We start from the raw sequence: 15,351 nt of genomic DNA, 5'->3' as shown, positions 1-15,351 counted from the left end.
CCACGCTAACGGGAGCGATCGGACGGGCACGCCGAAAAGCTCCGATTGCCAGCTTTTCGGGGCGGCGAAGAGGGGTCGCGGACGACCGCGGTCAGGACCGCACGCGCTTGCGCAGCACGTCGATGCGCGCCTGCAACTGAGTGACGGTGGCCTGTGCGACCGCCGGGCCCCCGCAGATGCGGCGGAGCTCGGCGTGGACCGCACCGTGCGGTTCGCCCTTCTGCCTGGCGTAGAGACCGACGAGGCTGTTCAGCAGCTGCCGTTGCTCCTTGAGCGTCCGATGGAGCGGTGCCGGGAGCGTCGTCGTCTCGGTGGGGCCTGCCGAGGCTTCGCGCGCCTCGCGAAGCCTCGACTGCCGCGCCTGCCGTTGCATGAGGAGTTCGTGCACGTGCTCGGGCTCGAGGAGTCCGGGGAACCCGATGAACTCCTCCTCCTCGGGCGAGCCGGGTTCCGCCAGCTGGCCGAACTCCTGCCCCTCGAACACCAGGCGGTCGAAGTGCGCGATCGACGACAGCGCCTGGTAGCTGAACTCCTGGGTCAGGGCGTCGGAGGCGTCGTCCTCGCGGTTGGCGCTGTCGAGAAGGGAGTCCTCGAGGCCGTCGTCGTCATGCGACTGCCGATCGAGCGCGTGATCGCGCTGCTTGTCCATCTCGTTGGCGAGGCCCATGAGCACCGGCACCTGCGGGAGGAACACGCTCGCGGCCTCACCTCGACGGCGGGCCCGCACGAAGCGGCCGATGGCCTGCGCGAAGAAGAGCGGGGTCGACGATGAGGTGGCGTACACGCCGACCGCGAGGCGCGGCACGTCGACGCCCTCTGAGACCATGCGGACCGCGACCATCCAGCGATCGTCACTCGCGCTGAACTTCTCGATGCGTGCGGATGCCGTCGCGTCGTCGGAGAGGACGATCGTCGGCTGCTGTCGGGTGATGCTGTGCAGGATCTTCGCGTAGGCGCGGGCCACGGTCTGGTCGGTCGCGAGCACGAGGCCACCGGCATCCGGTATGTGGTGCCGGATCTCGGTGAGGCGGCGGTCTGCGGCCGACAGCACCGCCGGCATCCACTCGCCCTCCGGGTCGAGCGCGGTGCGCCACGCCTGCGACGTGACGTCTTTCGTGTTGTCCTGCCCGAGGTGGGTCTCGAGCTCGTCACCCGAGGTCGTGCGCCACCGCATCTTGCCCGCGTACATGTGGAAGAGCACCGGACGGACGACGCCGTCGGCGAGGGCGCGCCCGTAGCCGTAGTTGTAGTCGGTGCGCGAGATCCGCGCACCGGATTCGTCGGGGTGGTATTCGACGAACGGGATGGGCGCGGTATCGCTGCGGAACGGCGTGCCGGAGAGAAGGAGACGCCGTTTGGCCGGTCCGTAGGCGTCGCGTATCGCATCGCCCCAGCTCAGCGCGTCGCCTCCGTGATGCACCTCGTCGAGGATGACGAGGGTGTTCGCGTCTTCGGTGAGGTGGCGATGCACCGAGGACTTGGCCGCGACCTGTGCATAGGTGACGACGGCGCCGTGATAGTGCCTGGCCGGTGCCCAGTGGCTGTTCTTGAAATGCGGGTCGAGCCGGATGTGCACGCGCGCGGCGGCATCGGCCCATTGGGTCTTCAGGTGCTCGGTGGGGGCGACCACGATGATGCGGTTGACCTCACCGCTGCGCAGGAGTTCGACCGCGAGGGTCAGAGCGAACGTGGTCTTGCCTGCGCCGGGTGTCGCCGCCACGAGGAAGTCGCGCTGATCAGCGTCGAAGTACTGCTCGAGTGCTTCCTGCTGCCAGGCGCGCAGCTTGTTGGCGGTTCCCCACGGGGCACGCTGAGGGAAAGACGGAGAGAGCATCGAGACAACGATAATCGCTGCCACCGACACCGGATCGCTCCCGTGCACATGCCGGCCGCGGAGTAGGCTCGGTCACTGCGCCGCCGCCACCGGTACGCGGCGCATGTTCGTGAAGGAGAGCTGGATGACCGACCAGGATTCGACCCGGACCCCCTACGTGGCCAACGACACGCCGCACCCCTGGCGTCGATTCGTGGCAGTGGGCGATTCGTTTACCGAAGGCATCGGAGACCCCGATCCCGCCGTTCCCGGCGGACACCGCGGATGGGCCGACCGCGTGGCGGAGGTGCTGACGCAGCAGGTCGACGACTTCGCCTACGCCAATCTGGCGGTGCGGGGCAAGCTGATCGCCCAGATCGTGGAGGACCAGATCGAGCCGGCCGTCGCCCTGCGACCCGACCTCGTGTCGATCTGCGCCGGCGGCAACGACGTGATCCGCCCCGGCACAGACCCTGACGCGATCGCCGCGCAGCTCGAGGATGCCGTCGCACGCCTCGCCTCCACCGGCGCGGCGGTGCTGCTGTTCACCGGCGTCGACACGGGCTTCACACCCGTCTTCCGCCCCTTCCGCGGGAAGGTCGCCATCTACAACGAGAACGTGCGTGCGATCGCCGACCGCCACGATTGCATCGTCGCCGACCAGTGGGCGCTCAAGGTCGTCCAGGACATGCGCTTCTTCGACGACGACCGACTGCACTACAACGCGCTCGGACACCACGAGGTCGCGCGAATGGTGCTGCGCGCACTCAACGTCCCCAACGACCTGGAGCCCATGCAGCCGGAACCCCTCCCCCTGCGCACCTGGCGCGAAGCCCGCTCCGAGGACCTGGGATGGGCGCGCGAACATCTGGTGCCCTGGGTGCTGCGCAGGCTGCGGCATCAGTCCTCCGGTGACCACGTGGCGGCGAAGCGCCCCGATGCGGTTCCGTTCCTCCGGCTCCCCGAGAACCGCTGAGGTCTCGCCGCAGCACTCGCGGTCAGGTGCCGCCGAGCGCCCAGAGCGCGACCGCCGCGGCCGACGCGACGTTGAGGGAGTCGACTCCCCCGCTCATCGGGATCGTCACGATGTGATCGGCCAGGGCCATCGCCGCCGGTGACAGCCCCTCCCCCTCCGACCCCAGCATCAGCGCGACCCGCTCCGGGCGGGAACGTGCGAAATCGCCCAACGACACGGCCCGGTCATCGAGCGCCAGGGCGGCGGTGGCGATCTTCGCGTCGTGGAGCACCTCGACCGCGCTCTCCCAGTCCTTCATGCGGGTCCACGGCACCTGGAACACGGTGCCCATGCTGACGCGCACGCTGCGACGGTACAGCGGGTCGGCGCAGCCCGGTGACACGAGCACGGCGTCCGCGCCGAGACCGGCGGCCGCGCGGAAGGCCGCCCCGATGTTCGCGTGGTCGCCGATGTCGGCGAGGATCAGCACGAGCTGCGCGCCCGCCACGACCGACGCCACGCTCGGCAGCTCCGGTCGATGCATGGCCGCAAGCGCACCGCGGTGCACCGCGAACCCGGCGACGGCCTCGGCCACCGCGTCCGGGACCACGTACACCGGCACGTCGAGATCCGCCATCATCGAGCGGATGCCGTCGACCCACCGCCGCTGCACCATCACCGACCGCGGGCGGTGTCCTGCGGTGACGGCGCGCTGGATGACCTTCGCCGATTCGGCGATGTACAGACCGCCGGCAGGCTCCGACACCCGGCGGAGCGCGGTGTCGGTGAGACCTCGATAGTCGTCGAGACGGGGGTCCGCGGCATCCGCCACTTCCAGGATTTCCACCGCTCCACTCTCCCATCTGCGACGGAGTGTCGGCCCCACGCCGTAGACTTCGGGGAGGAGGTCCCGTGAGTGATTCGAGTCCGGCCGAGTTGTCGGCCGTCGTCGCTCGCACCGCCGAACTCCTGTCCGGCCGCCGCATCGCCCTCCTGACGGGGGCGGGCGTCTCGACGGATTCCGGCATCCCCGCCTACCGCGGCGAGGGCGCCCGGACGCGTGCCGACCCCATGACGATCCAGCGCTACCTCGGCGACGAGGCCGCGCGGCGTCGCTACTGGGTGGGTGGCCACCTCGGCTGGCGTGCCTTCGCCCGCGCCGACCCCAACCCCGGGCACCTCGCGCTCGCCGAGATGGAGTCGCGCGGTCTCGTCACCGGCGTCATCACGCAGAACGTCGACGGGTTGCACCTGCGCGCCGGCAGCTCGCGGGTCATCGAGGTGCACGGCACCATGCGCCGCGTGCTCTGCCTGCGCTGCGGGCAGGTCTTCGACCGGCGCGACATCGCGACCCAGATCGAGGAGCTCAACCCCTGGATCACGGTGCCCGAGAACGTGAAGCTCGCCCCCGACGGCGACGTGCTGCCGGAGAGCACCGACGGATTCGTCGTGCCGACCTGCACCGTCTGCGACGGGATGTTGAAGCCGGACGTCGTGTTCTTCGGCGAGTACGTCCCCCTCGACCGTTTCAAGGCCGCCGAGTCGCTGCTGCGCTCGAGCGACGCCATGATCGTGGCGGGGTCGTCCCTCGTCGTGAACTCGGGCGTGCGCCTCGTCGAACGGGCCCGGCGGCGCAGCATCCCTCTCGTCATCATCAATCGGGAGCCGACGCGCGCCGACGTCTGGGCCGATCTCACCATCGCGGCCGGCACGAGCGACGTCCTCCCCGCCCTGCAGGAGCTTCTCTCATGACCCTCATCACCCTCGTCCGGCACGGCCAGACCGACTGGAACCTCGCTCGGCGCATCCAGGGGTCGACCGACATCCCGTTGAACGAGACGGGCAGGGCGGATGCCAGGACGGCGGCCGGTCTGCTCTCCGACACCGCTCACGACATGATCTACGCCAGCCCCCTCGTGCGTGCCAGGGAGACCGCCGAGATCATCGCGACGGAACTCGGACTCGACTCCCCCGCCCTCGTGCCGGACCTGCGCGAGCGCGAGTTCGGCGACGGCGAGGGCAAGCTCGTGTCCGAGTACCTGGAGCTGTACGGCGACTGGCTCGCTCCGGTGCCCGGTGCCGAGACCCTGGAGGGCGTCGCCGACCGCGCCCTCCGCGCGCTCGACGCCATCGCGCGCGACTCCCGGCGACGGTCGGCCCCAGTCGCCGAGTCCGTGATCGTCGTGACCCACGGAGGGGTGATCCGCTCACTGATCGACCATGTGTCCGGCGGCACGCTGCCCCGCGTCGGTGAAGTGCTCCCCAACGGCTCCGTGCACCGCTTCGAGGCCTCGCCCGGTTCGTTGCGGCTCATCGAACCGGCCATCCTGCTCTGACGGGCTGATCGGCCGATCCTCCGTGTCGGACGCCGGGCCTCGTACGTGCGCGTCCGCTCAGCGCGCGCGGGCGAGGACCGACCTGGCATGCCGAAGGACCGGCTCATCGACCATGCGACCGCGGAAGCGGAAGACGCCGCGCTCCGACTCCGCCGCACTCACGACGGCATGGGCCCATTCCACCGTCTCGGCATCGGGGGCATAGGCGTCTCTGATGACCGCGACCTGGTTCGGATGGATGCAGGCCGTCGCCGCGAAACCCGAGGCTGCGGCATCCCTGGCTTCCCTCTCCAGGCCCGTGACGTCGTCGATGTCGACGTGCACGGCGTCGATGGCCGCCTTCCCACGAGCGCCTGCTTCGAGCAGCACACGAGAACGCGCATAGCGCGCGATGTCGCGGTAGCCCCCGGCATCCGTCCGACTGGACGTGCCGCCGAGGGAGGCGACGAGGTCTTCCGCTCCCCACATCATCGCGACCACACGCGGGTGGGCGGCGATCCGATCGACAGCCTGCACCCCGCGTGCCGTCTCGCACAGGGCGATCAGTTCGAAGCGCTCATCGAATGCCGAGAGCGCGTCCGGGTCCTCTGTCTTCGCGACCATCACCCGGCGGAAGTCCGTCTGGTTCAGAGTCGCGAGGTCCGAGATGAATTCCGGCGACTCCGGCGAATTCACGCGCACGATCACGCGATCCGGGTCGAGATGGGCGTCGACGAGATTGCCGCGCGCCGTCACCTTGGCGTCAGGCAGCACGGCGTCCTCGAGGTCGAGGATCACGGCATCCGCCTTCCGCAGCGCTCCCTCGAAACGCTCCGGACGATCGGCGGGGCAGAACAGGAGGCCGGGTCCGAGGCCGAAGGTCATCGGCTTCCCCCTTCGGGTCGGCAGTGCACGAGCACCGATCGCGAGGCAGTGGCGACGACCACACCGTCCTGGTTGCGGCCGGTGTGCGCGATCGACACGATGCCCTGCCCCGGTCGGGATGCCGACAGCCGCTTCTCCGAGACGACGCTCTCGGTGTAGAGCGTGTCGCCGGCGAAGAGCGGGTGCGGGAACGCGATCTCGCCGAACCCGAGCTGCGCGACGAGGGTGCCCTGCGTCAGTTGCGCCACGGAGGATCCGACCATCGTCGACAGCGTCCACATCGAGTTCATCAGCCTGGCCCGGAACGGCTCCTTGGCCTCCGCGAAGGCCGCATCGAGGTGCAGTGCCTGCGTGTTCATGGTCAGGGTCGTGAACAGCACGTTGTCCGACTCGGTCGCGGTGCGCCCAGGTCGGTGGAGGTAACGCGCGTCCGGCTCGAACTCTTCGAAGTACAGTCCGCGCTGGACGATGTCGTGCGTGGTCATGCCGCCACGCTACCCGGCGAGCCCGAGGGCGCGGGCGATCACGAGCAGCTGCATCTCGGTGGTGCCTTCGCCGATCTCGAGGATCTTCGAGTCGCGGTAGTGCCGCGCGACCGGGAACTCGTTCATGAAACCGTTGCCGCCGAAGATCTGGGTCGCGTCGCGGGCGTTGTCCATCGCCGCCTCTCCGGCGACGAGCTTCGCGATCGCCGCCTGCTCGGCGAACGGACGCCCGGCGTCACGCAGTCGAGCCGCGTGATGCCAGGCGAGGCGAGCGGTGTGCACGCGGGCGCGCATGCGGGCCAGCGTGAACTGCGCGTTCTGCCGGGTGCTGAGCGCGCTGCCGAAGATGGTCCGGCTCTTCGCGTAGTCGACGGCGGCTTCGAGGCATCCTTCTGCGGCTCCCGTCGACAGGGCGGCGATCGCGATGCGCCCCTCGTCGAGGATGCTGAGGAAGTTGCGGAAGCCGCTCCCGCGCTGCCCCACGAGGTTCGCCGCCGGCACGCGGACGCCGTCGAACGTGAGGGGGTGCGTGTCGGAGGCGTTCCAGCCGACCTTGTCGTAGGGCGCCTCGACGGTGAACCCCGGCGTGCCGTTGGGCACGATGATCGTCGAGATCTCCTTGCGGCCGTCGGTCTGGCCGGTGACGGCGGTCACCGTGACGAACCGGGTGATCGGCGTCCCGGAGTTGGTGATGAACTGCTTGGAGCCGTCGATGACCCACTCATCGCCGTCAAGACGCGCCGTGGTGCGAGTGGCGCCTGCGTCGCTGCCCGCCTCGGGCTCGGTGAGGCCGAACCCGGCGAGGGCGCGTCCGGCCAGGAGGTCCGGCAGGAGCTCCTGCCGCTGCTCGTCGGTGCCGAAGCGGAAGACGGGCATGGCGCCGAGGCTGACGCCTGCCTCCAGCGTGATGGCGATCGACTGGTCGACGCGCCCGAGCGCCTCGATGGCGATGCCGAGCGCCATGTAGTCGCCGCCCTGACCGCCGTACTCCTCGGGGAACGGGAGGCCGAACAGGCCGAGATCCCCCATCGCCGCCACCACGTCCATCGACAGGGTGTGCGTGCGGTCCGCCTCGTACGACTGCGGAGCCACCACGGTATCGGCGAACTCCCGCACCATCGCGGCGAGCTCGCGCTCCTCCTCGGTCAGCTGATCGTTCATTCGTTCTCCTCCGTCACTCGCGCCACCGGCTGGCCGCGTCGAACCTGGTCCCCCACGGCGACGAGCACCTGCACGGTGCCGTCCTGCGGGGCGAGCACCGGGTGCTCCATCTTCATCGCCTCGATTGAGACGAGCGGATCGCCCGCCTTCACTGTCGCGCCGTCGGCGACGTGCACGGCGACGACGCTGCCCGGCATCGGCGCGCGGCCCTCCGGTCCCGCTCCCGCCGCTCCCTCGCCGCGCGACCGCAGGCGTCTCGTGGTCCTCGCCCGGCGGTCGAGCGGGTCCAGGCGGGCGGACCGCCCTGCCTCGCTCACCCACACCGCGCCCTCGGCGTCCACCACGGTGGAGACCCGCGGACTCGCGGCACCCTCGGCGGCGTCGATCACCTGGCCGTCCTCCGTGAGGAAGGAGAGCACGCGTCGACGTGGGTCGGAGAGCGCCGCCCACACGCTGCCGGCGCGCGCCGCGCGGTCGGCCTTCTCATCGCGGGCCGCCAGAACGCTCTCGCGCGCGGCGGCGAGCATCGCCGGCGAGGGCGGCTCGGCCACGACGGGCAGCAGCGTCTCGATGATGCCCGTGTCGAGGTCTCCGTCGACCACTCGCGGGTCGCGGCAGAGCTGTCTGAGGAACTCGATGTTGGTCTCGACGCCGAGCACCACGGTCGCGGCCAGCGCCTCATCGAGCCGGTGCAGGGCGGTCGCCCTGTCGGCGGCCGCGGCGATGACCTTCGCGATCATCGGGTCGTAGAAGCCCGACACCTCGGATCCGGTCTCCACCGCGGCGTCGACACGCACTCCGGCCGGTGGATCGAAGAGCAGCACTCGCCCCGTCGAGGGGAGGAATCCGCGATGCGGCGACTCGGCGTAGATCCGCGCCTCGACCGCGTGGCCCCTCGTTTCGGGAGCCGGATCCAGCCGACCGCCTGCGGCGACGCGCAGCTGCAGCTCCACCAGGTCGAGTCCGGTGACCTCCTCGGTGACGGGGTGCTCCACCTGCAGGCGGGTGTTCATCTCGATGAAGAACACCTCGTCGGGGGCGTCGGCGTCGACGAGGAACTCCACCGTGCCCGCTCCGACATAGGAGACGCTCTCGCCGGCCTGCACGGCAGCGGCGAGCAGCAGTGCCCTCGTGCCCTCCGGGATGCCCGCCGACGGCGCCTCCTCGATGACCTTCTGGTGTCGACGCTGCAGCGTGCACTCGCGCTCGCCGAGCGCGATCACCGTGCCGTGGGTGTCGCCGAAGACCTGGACCTCGATGTGACGCGGGCGGCGGATCAACCGCTCGAGGATCATCGCGTCGTCGCCGAAGGCGGCCTTCGCCACACGCCGAGCCGAGGCGAGGGCAGGTGCGAGGCCGTCGGCATCCGCCACCACCTCCATGCCCTTACCCCCGCCACCCGCGCTGGGCTTCACCAACAGGGGGAAGCCGACGGCTTCCGCCTCGTCGGCGATCTCCTGGTCCGACAGACCGCGGGCGTCGAACCCCGGCACCACGGGGACGCCCGAGCGGATGACGTGGTCGCGCGCTCGCGCCTTGTCTCCCATGATCTGCAGTGCCGCGACGTCGGGGCCGATGAAGACGATGCCGCTCTCGGCGCACGCCTCGGCGAGCCCCACGCTCTCAGACAGGAAGCCGTAGCCGGGATGGATAGCCTGCGCCCCGGTGCTGCGGGCGGCGGCGATGACGGCGTCGATGTCGAGGTACGAGTCGACGGCGGGAGGGGGGCCGATGCGTACGGCCTCATCGGCCTCGCGGACGTGCGGTGCATCGGCGTCCGCATCGCTGTACACCGCGACGCTCCGGATACCGAGCGCTCGGAGCGTACGGATCACGCGGCGTGCGATCTCGCCGCGGTTCGCCACGAGGACGGTGTGGAAGTACGGGGTCGTCGACATCGCGGTCACATCCTGAAGAGGCCGAAGCGGGGGGCGGGCAGCGGGGTGCGGGCGACCACGTCGAGCGCGAGTCCGAGGAGGTCGCGGGTCTGCGCCGGATCGATGATGCCGTCGTCCCAGAGCCGTGCCGTCGCGTAGTACGGCTCGCCCTGGGCCTCGTACTGTTCGCGGATCGGCTGCTGGAATGCCGAGCGTTCGTCGTCGCTCCAGGATTCGCCTCGGGAGGCGAGCTGGTCCTCCTTCACCGTGGCGAGGACGGATGCCGCCTGTGCGCCGCCCATGACGGAGATCCGACTCGCGGGCCAGGTCCACAGGAACCGCGGGGAGTAGGCGCGCCCGCACATGGAGTAGTTGCCCGCCCCGAAGGAGCCGCCGACGATCACCGTGAGCTTCGGCACCCTGGTGCTGGCGACGGCGGTGACCATCTTCGCGCCGTCCTTCGCGATGCCGCCGGCTTCGGCATCCGATCCGACCATGAAGCCGGTGATGTTCTGGAGGAAAAGCAGAGGGATGCCGCGCTGGTCGCAGAGCTCGATGAAGTGCGCGCCCTTGAGCGCCGACTCGCTGAAGAGCACGCCGTTGTTCGCGACGATGCCCACAGGGTGTCCGTGCAGTCGCGCGAAGCCGGTCACGAGCGTGGTACCGTATTCGGCCTTGAACTCGCGGAAGCTGTCTCCGTCGACGAGGCGGTCGATGACGACGTGAACGTCGTACGCCTCGTTCACGTCGACCGGCACCACGTCGTACAACGATCCGAGCTCGGCGGGCGGCCTGCTCTCGTGCACCTCCCATGCGGGGGTGACCGGAGCCGGAAGCGTCGCCACGATGTCCCTGAGTATCTCGAGAGCGTGCTCGTCGTCGTCGGCGAGGTGGTCCACGACCCCGCTGCGGCGGGCGTGCAGTTCGCCGCCGCCGAGCTCTTCCGCCGTGACGACCTCGCCGATCGCCGCCTTCACGAGCGGCGGACCGCCGAGGAAGATCGTCCCCTGGTTCCTCACGATCACGGTCTCATCGCTCATCGCCGGCACATAAGCCCCGCCGGCGGTGCAGGAGCCGAGAACCGCGGCGAGTTGCGGAATGCCCTCCGCCGACATGCGGGCCTGATTGAAGAAGATGCGGCCGAAGTGCTCGCGGTCGGGGAAAACCTCGTCCTGCTTGGGGAGGAACGCGCCGCCGGAGTCGACGAGATAGAGGCAGGGCAGCCTGTTCTCGAGTGCGATCTCCTGGGCGCGCAGGTGCTTCTTCACTGTGAGTGGCAGGTACGTGCCACCCTTCACCGTCGCGTCGTTGCACACGACCATGACGTGCCGCCCGTGCACGAGCCCGATCCCGGCGATGACCCCGGCGCCCGGCGCTTCACCGTCGTACAGGCCGTCGGCGGCGAGCGGCGCCACCTCGACGAACGGGCTGCCTTCGTCCAGCAGCCGCGCCACGCGGTCGCGCGGAAGCAGCTTGCCACGGGCGACGTGACGATGCCGAGATGCCTCCGGCCCGCCACGCGCGGCGGTGGTGAGGCGTTCCCGCAGCTCTGCGGCCAGGGACTCCTGGGATACCGGCATCGTGTTGTCCTCCTCGACCCACATCGCGCCTCGGTAACGATCTGGCACGCTCGATGCGCTTTCGGTTAGTGTTCACTAACCGATGGCATCAGGTTAGCGAGGATTAACTGAGATGACAAGCCCCGTGACGGCGCGCGATCGCGCGAAGGCCGAGAGATCCGACGCGATCCTCCGAGAGGCGGCGCGTCTCTTCGCCGAGCGCGGATACAACGGCGTGAGCCTCGAAGACATCGGAGCGGCGGTGGGCGTCTCCGGACCAGCGGTGTACCGTCACTTCGCCGGCAAGCAGGCCCTCCTCGGCGCCGTCCTGGTTCAGGTCAGCGACGATCTCGTGGCGGGCGGTTCCGAGGTCGCGGAGAAGGCTGGAGACGATGCGCAGCGGATGCGCGCGCTGATCGCCTTCCATGTCGAGTTCGCGCTCGGTCACGCCGACGTGATCCGCGTGCACGACCGTGACGTCGTGCAGCTCGCAGAGAGCGACCACGCCGAGGTCAGGCGACTGCAGCGCGCGTACATCGAACTCTGGATCCGCACGCTCGCCCCCCTCGTCGATGCCGAGTCCGACGAACTGCGCCTGCGAGTGCAGGCCTGCTTCGGACTCATCAACTCGACGCCGCACAGCACGCGGTCCGCGTCGCGGCGTCGCTCCACCACCGCGTCGGTGCTGGGTGCGATGGCGGAGGCAGCGCTGCGCGCGACTAACTGAACAGCATCGCCCGGCCCGGTTCTTCCAGCACGTCGGCGACGTCCTTGAGGAACCTGGCACCCTCGGCCCCGTCGACGAGCCGGTGGTCGAACGAGAGGCTCAACGTCATCAGCTGCCGCAGGGCGATCTCGCCGCGGAACTCCCACGGCTGTCGACGGACGGCACCGACCGCGAGGATGCCCGATTGCCCTGGCGGCAGGATCGGGGTGCCGGCGTCGACGCCGAACACGCCGATGTTCGAGATCGAGAAGGTGCCGCCGGCGAGCTCCGCCGGCGACGTCTTCCCGGACCGCGCCGTGCTCGCCAGGGCGGCGATCGCGTCGGCCAGCTGGGTGAGCGTGAGCGACTCGGCATCCCTGATGAGGGGGACGATGAGACCGCGATCGGTCGCCGCGGCGATGCCGAGGTCGATGTATCCGTACTCGACGATCTCGCCCGCAGGCTCGTCCCATCGGGAGTTGAGGCCCGGCGTACGCGGCAGTGCCAGGCAGACGGCCTTGGCGACCAGGGCCAGCGGTCCGATCCGATGCTCGGTCAGACGCCGATCCTCGCGCAGGGATGCGACGAGATCCATGGTCGCCGTGACGTCCACCGTGTGGAAGACCGTGACATGCGGCGCCGTGAACGCGCTCTGCACCATCGCAGCGGCGGTGTGCTTCCGGACTCCGCGGATCGGGATACGCGTCTCGCGGTCACGTGCACCGGAAGCGGCGCGGCTGTCTGGCACTGTCGCGGTCACCGTCGGCGCGGCCGTGACGGCCGTCGCTCCGACGCGGGCCGCGTAGGCGTCGACGTCGGCACGCGTGATGAGACGGTCGCCGACCTCCGCTGCGATCAGCACCAGGTCGACGCCGAGGCGTTTCGCGTGGGCGCGTACCGGTGGTGTGGAGCGCGGTCGCTCGACGACCGTGTCCGACGACGGCGACGGCGTGGCGTCGTGCGGCGCCGCCTCGAGCACGGCGGTGTCGGCCTGCCGCACGACTCCCCCGCGACGTGCGCGTCGAGCCGGGCGGCCGGATGCCGTGGGTGCCGCGCCGTAGCCGACCAGGTTGGGCTGCGCCTTCTCCTCGGCGTCCGCGGTCGCGGGCTGTTCCGGGGCAGAGGACTGAGGCTCCGCCCCGTCCACGTCGAACGCGATGAGCGGCGCTCCGACGGCCACGGTCTCCCCGGCTTCGGCATGCAGCGTCGAGACGGTGCCCTCGTACGGCGAAGGCAGTTCGACGACGGCCTTCGCGGTCTCGACTTCAGCGAGGGTCTGGTTCAGCGTGACGGGGTCGCCGGGTGAGACGAGCCACTGCACGACCTCGGCCTCGGTGAGGCCCTCTCCCAGATCGGGAAGGCGGAACTCGGCGATCATGCGTCGACCTCCGTGAGGTTGTTCGGTCGGTCCATGACCCGGTCGACCGCGTCGAGCAGCCGGTCGAGGTCGGGCAGGTGGTGTTTCTCGAGCTTCGCGGGCGGGTAGGGGATGTCGTGGCCGGTCACCCGCAGCGGCGCAGACTCGAGGTACTCGAAGCAGCGTTCGGTGATGCTCGCGATGACCTCGGCGGCCACACCCGCCTCACGCGAGGCCTCGTGCGCCACGACGACGCGACCCGTCTTGCGCACCGATGCGGCCACGGAGTCGTAGTCGACAGGCGACAGCGACCGCAGGTCGATCACCTCGAGCGACACGCCCTCGTCCTCCGCGGCGTCGGCGGCCTGCAGCGCTGTGCCCACCATCGCCCCGTAGGTGATGAGCGTGGCATCCGTACCTGGCCTGACGACGCGCGCGAGTCCCATCGGCGCGGCGTCCGCGAGGGGCGCGTCGAGATCGACCTCGCCCTTGTGGTGGTACAGGCGCTTGGGCTCGAAGAAGATCACCGGGTCGTCGCTCGCGATCGCCTGCCGCAGGCTGCGGTAGGCGTCCTCGGGGTTCGACACGGCGATCACGCGCAGACCGGCTGTGTGCACGAAGTACGCCTCTGGCGACTCCGAATGGTGTTCGGCGGCGCCGATGCCGCCGGCCCACGGGATGCGGATCGTGATCGGCATCCTCACGCGTCCCTGCGTGCGGTAGTGCAGCTTCGCCACCTGCGCGACGATCTGGTCGAACGCCGGATAGACGAAGCCGTCGAACTGGATCTCGACGACCGGACGGTAGCCACGGAAGGCGAGTCCGACGGCCATCCCGACGATGCCGGACTCCGCCAGCGGCGTGTCGATGACGCGCGCGGCTCCGAACTCGTCGAGCAGCCCGTCGGTGATGCGGAAGACGCCGCCGAGCTTGCCGATGTCCTCGCCGAGCAGCACGACCCTGTCGTCGTCGCGCATGGCCTGCCGCAGACCTGCCCCGAGAGCCTTCCCCAGAGTGAGTTCCGTCACGATCAGACCTCGCCCTCGAACGTCGCGAGGTACGCCGCGTACTCGTCGCGCTGCCGCTCGAGGCCGGCGTGCGGCTCGGCGTAGACACCGTCGAACACGGCGAGCGGCGGTCGCGTGACCATGCCCAGGCATGCCGCCCGCATCTCCTTCGCCACGGCATCCGCCTCCGCCTGCGTCTGCGCAAGATGCTCGTCGTCCAGCTCGCCGATCCCGCGCAGGTAGGTCTCGAGACGGGCGATCGGGTCTCGGTCGCGCCAGGCGTCGAGCTCCTCGGCCGGGCGGTACTTCGTCGGGTCGTCGGCCGTCGTGTGCGGGCCCATCCGGTAGGTGACGGCCTCGATGTAGGCGGGCCCCTTGCCCGAGCGCGCGTGATCGAGCGCCCACCGCATCGCCGCCATGCAGGCGAGCACGTCGTTGCCGTCGACCCGGAGGCTCGGGATGCCGAAGCCCGGCGCCCGCCCCGCGATGGGGAACTGCGACTGCAGCGCCACCGGCTCGGAGATCGCCCAGTGGTTGTTCTGACACACGAAGACGACCGGCGCCTGATAGGACGCGGCGAAGATCATCGCCTCGTTCACGTCGCCCTGGCTCGTCGCGCCGTCGCCGAAGTAGGTGACGGCGACTTCGTCTGCGCCCTCGTGACGGATGCCGACGGCGTAGCCGACAGCGTGCAGAGACTGCGCACCGATGATGATCTGCAGCGGTGCGACGCGGAGAGCGGCAGGGTCGTGACCCGCGCCCTCCTCCCCGCGCCACATGCGGACGTAGTCGCCGGGCTGCGCGCCCCGCGCGTAGATGACCCCGGTCTCGCGGTAGCTCGGGAACACGAAGTCCTGCGGAGCGAGCGCCCGCGCGGTGCCGATCTGCGTGGCCTCCTGTCCCTGACACGGGGCCCAGAGGCCGAGCTGGCCCTGGCGCTGCAGAGCGACGCCCTCCGTGTCGATGCGCCGCAGCACGACCATGTCTCGGTGCAGCGCGCGCAGCTGCGCAGGATCGACATCCGCGACGAAGCGGTCGAGCTGCGGGTTGGGGATCCGCGCGCCATCGGGGGTCAGGATGCGCTCTGCGAGCTCGAGATCCTGCGCTGTGTCGACGATCGGGGTGATCTGCGGTGACATCATCGTCCTCCTCATTCGCGGCGTCCTCGTGGGGCGCGGCACGCGGCGACCGGCATCGTCACCGGCTAACCAGAGCGTACGTCTGCTCATCA

Annotated in this window: 14 protein-coding genes; 4 read left to right on the top strand and 10 right to left on the bottom strand. The window is 70.1% G+C overall.

Annotated elements, in window-relative coordinates; genetic code table 11:
* Positions 1–91: 91 nt before the first annotated feature.
* Positions 92–1,834 (bottom strand): DEAD/DEAH box helicase, encoded by a 1,743-nt coding sequence (locus FSY98_RS15975; RefSeq protein WP_144877602.1) that lies wholly within the window; start codon positions 1,832–1,834, stop codon positions 92–94.
* Positions 1,835–1,958: 124 nt separating this feature from the next.
* On the opposite strand from FSY98_RS15975, the gene FSY98_RS15970 reads away from it, so the two are divergent.
* Positions 1,959–2,789 (top strand): SGNH/GDSL hydrolase family protein, encoded by an 831-nt coding sequence (locus FSY98_RS15970; RefSeq protein WP_144877601.1) that lies wholly within the window; start codon positions 1,959–1,961, stop codon positions 2,787–2,789.
* Positions 2,790–2,811: 22 nt separating this feature from the next.
* Here the strand turns inward: FSY98_RS15970 and FSY98_RS15965 are convergent, their stop codons facing one another.
* A complete protein-coding gene (locus FSY98_RS15965; RefSeq protein ID WP_144877600.1) occupies positions 2,812–3,615 on the bottom strand; it encodes an RNA methyltransferase in 804 nt (267 codons plus the stop codon).
* A 65-nt stretch (positions 3,616–3,680) separates the two neighbouring features.
* On the opposite strand from FSY98_RS15965, the gene FSY98_RS15960 reads away from it, so the two are divergent.
* Together FSY98_RS15960 and FSY98_RS15955 are read left to right on the top strand one after the other, a co-directional pair.
* Entirely contained in the window at positions 3,681–4,520 is an 840-nt protein-coding gene (locus FSY98_RS15960; protein WP_144877599.1) for a Sir2 family NAD-dependent protein deacetylase, read from the top strand.
* Positions 4,517–5,104 (top strand): histidine phosphatase family protein, encoded by a 588-nt coding sequence (locus FSY98_RS15955; RefSeq protein ID WP_144877598.1) that lies wholly within the window; start codon positions 4,517–4,519, stop codon positions 5,102–5,104. The genes FSY98_RS15960 and FSY98_RS15955 overlap by 4 nt, the downstream gene beginning before the upstream one ends.
* A gap of 57 nt (positions 5,105–5,161) precedes the next feature.
* On the opposite strand, the gene FSY98_RS15950 is transcribed toward FSY98_RS15955, so the two are convergent.
* From FSY98_RS15950 to FSY98_RS15930, 5 genes are read right to left on the bottom strand one after another with little or no spacing between them, the layout of a single operon-like run.
* A complete protein-coding gene (locus tag FSY98_RS15950; protein WP_144877597.1) occupies positions 5,162–5,968 on the bottom strand; it encodes a CoA ester lyase in 807 nt (268 codons plus the stop codon).
* Positions 5,965–6,453, bottom strand: coding sequence for a MaoC family dehydratase (locus FSY98_RS15945; RefSeq protein ID WP_144877596.1), 489 nt, complete (start codon positions 6,451–6,453; stop codon positions 5,965–5,967). The genes FSY98_RS15950 and FSY98_RS15945 overlap by 4 nt, the downstream gene beginning before the upstream one ends.
* Positions 6,454–6,462: 9 nt before the next feature.
* Positions 6,463–7,614 (bottom strand): acyl-CoA dehydrogenase family protein, encoded by a 1,152-nt coding sequence (locus FSY98_RS15940; protein WP_144877595.1) that lies wholly within the window; start codon positions 7,612–7,614, stop codon positions 6,463–6,465.
* On the bottom strand, positions 7,611–9,512 hold the full coding sequence (locus FSY98_RS15935; protein ID WP_144877594.1) for a biotin carboxylase N-terminal domain-containing protein: 1,902 nt from the start codon (positions 9,510–9,512) through the stop codon (positions 7,611–7,613). Before FSY98_RS15935 ends, FSY98_RS15940 begins: the two co-directional genes overlap by 4 nt.
* Before the next feature lie 5 nt (positions 9,513–9,517).
* Positions 9,518–11,095 carry a carboxyl transferase domain-containing protein gene (locus tag FSY98_RS15930; protein ID WP_144877593.1) on the bottom strand — a complete coding sequence of 526 codons (1,578 nt, stop codon included), beginning with the start codon at positions 11,093–11,095 and terminating at the stop codon, positions 9,518–9,520.
* Positions 11,096–11,183: 88 nt separating this feature from the next.
* On the opposite strand from FSY98_RS15930, the gene FSY98_RS15925 reads away from it, so the two are divergent.
* Positions 11,184–11,777: a TetR/AcrR family transcriptional regulator gene (locus tag FSY98_RS15925; RefSeq protein WP_144877592.1), complete on the top strand. Its 594-nt coding sequence runs from the start codon at positions 11,184–11,186 to the stop codon at positions 11,775–11,777.
* On the opposite strand, the gene FSY98_RS15920 is transcribed toward FSY98_RS15925, so the two are convergent.
* Genes FSY98_RS15920 through pdhA form a run of 3 tightly spaced genes read right to left on the bottom strand, consistent with a single transcriptional unit; the run spans position 11,770 to position 15,259 of the window.
* Complete coding sequence (locus FSY98_RS15920) at positions 11,770–13,134, bottom strand: dihydrolipoamide acetyltransferase family protein (RefSeq protein WP_144877591.1); 1,365 nt, start codon at positions 13,132–13,134, stop codon at positions 11,770–11,772. The genes FSY98_RS15925 and FSY98_RS15920 overlap by 8 nt on opposite strands.
* Positions 13,131–14,141 (bottom strand): alpha-ketoacid dehydrogenase subunit beta, encoded by a 1,011-nt coding sequence (locus FSY98_RS15915; protein WP_186307711.1) that lies wholly within the window; start codon positions 14,139–14,141, stop codon positions 13,131–13,133. Before FSY98_RS15915 ends, FSY98_RS15920 begins: the two co-directional genes overlap by 4 nt.
* 2 nt (positions 14,142–14,143) lie before the next feature.
* Complete coding sequence (pdhA, locus tag FSY98_RS15910) at positions 14,144–15,259, bottom strand: pyruvate dehydrogenase (acetyl-transferring) E1 component subunit alpha (protein ID WP_144877779.1); 1,116 nt, start codon at positions 15,257–15,259, stop codon at positions 14,144–14,146.
* Between the last annotated feature and the right edge of the window lie 92 nt (positions 15,260–15,351).

It is taken from the genome of Microbacterium sp. 1.5R, from assembly GCF_007667425.1.
GTDB lineage: Bacteria > Actinomycetota > Actinomycetes > Actinomycetales > Microbacteriaceae > Microbacterium.
The sequence above is the reverse complement of the archived record's forward strand: the minus strand, read 5'-3'. Positions and strand labels throughout refer to the sequence as shown.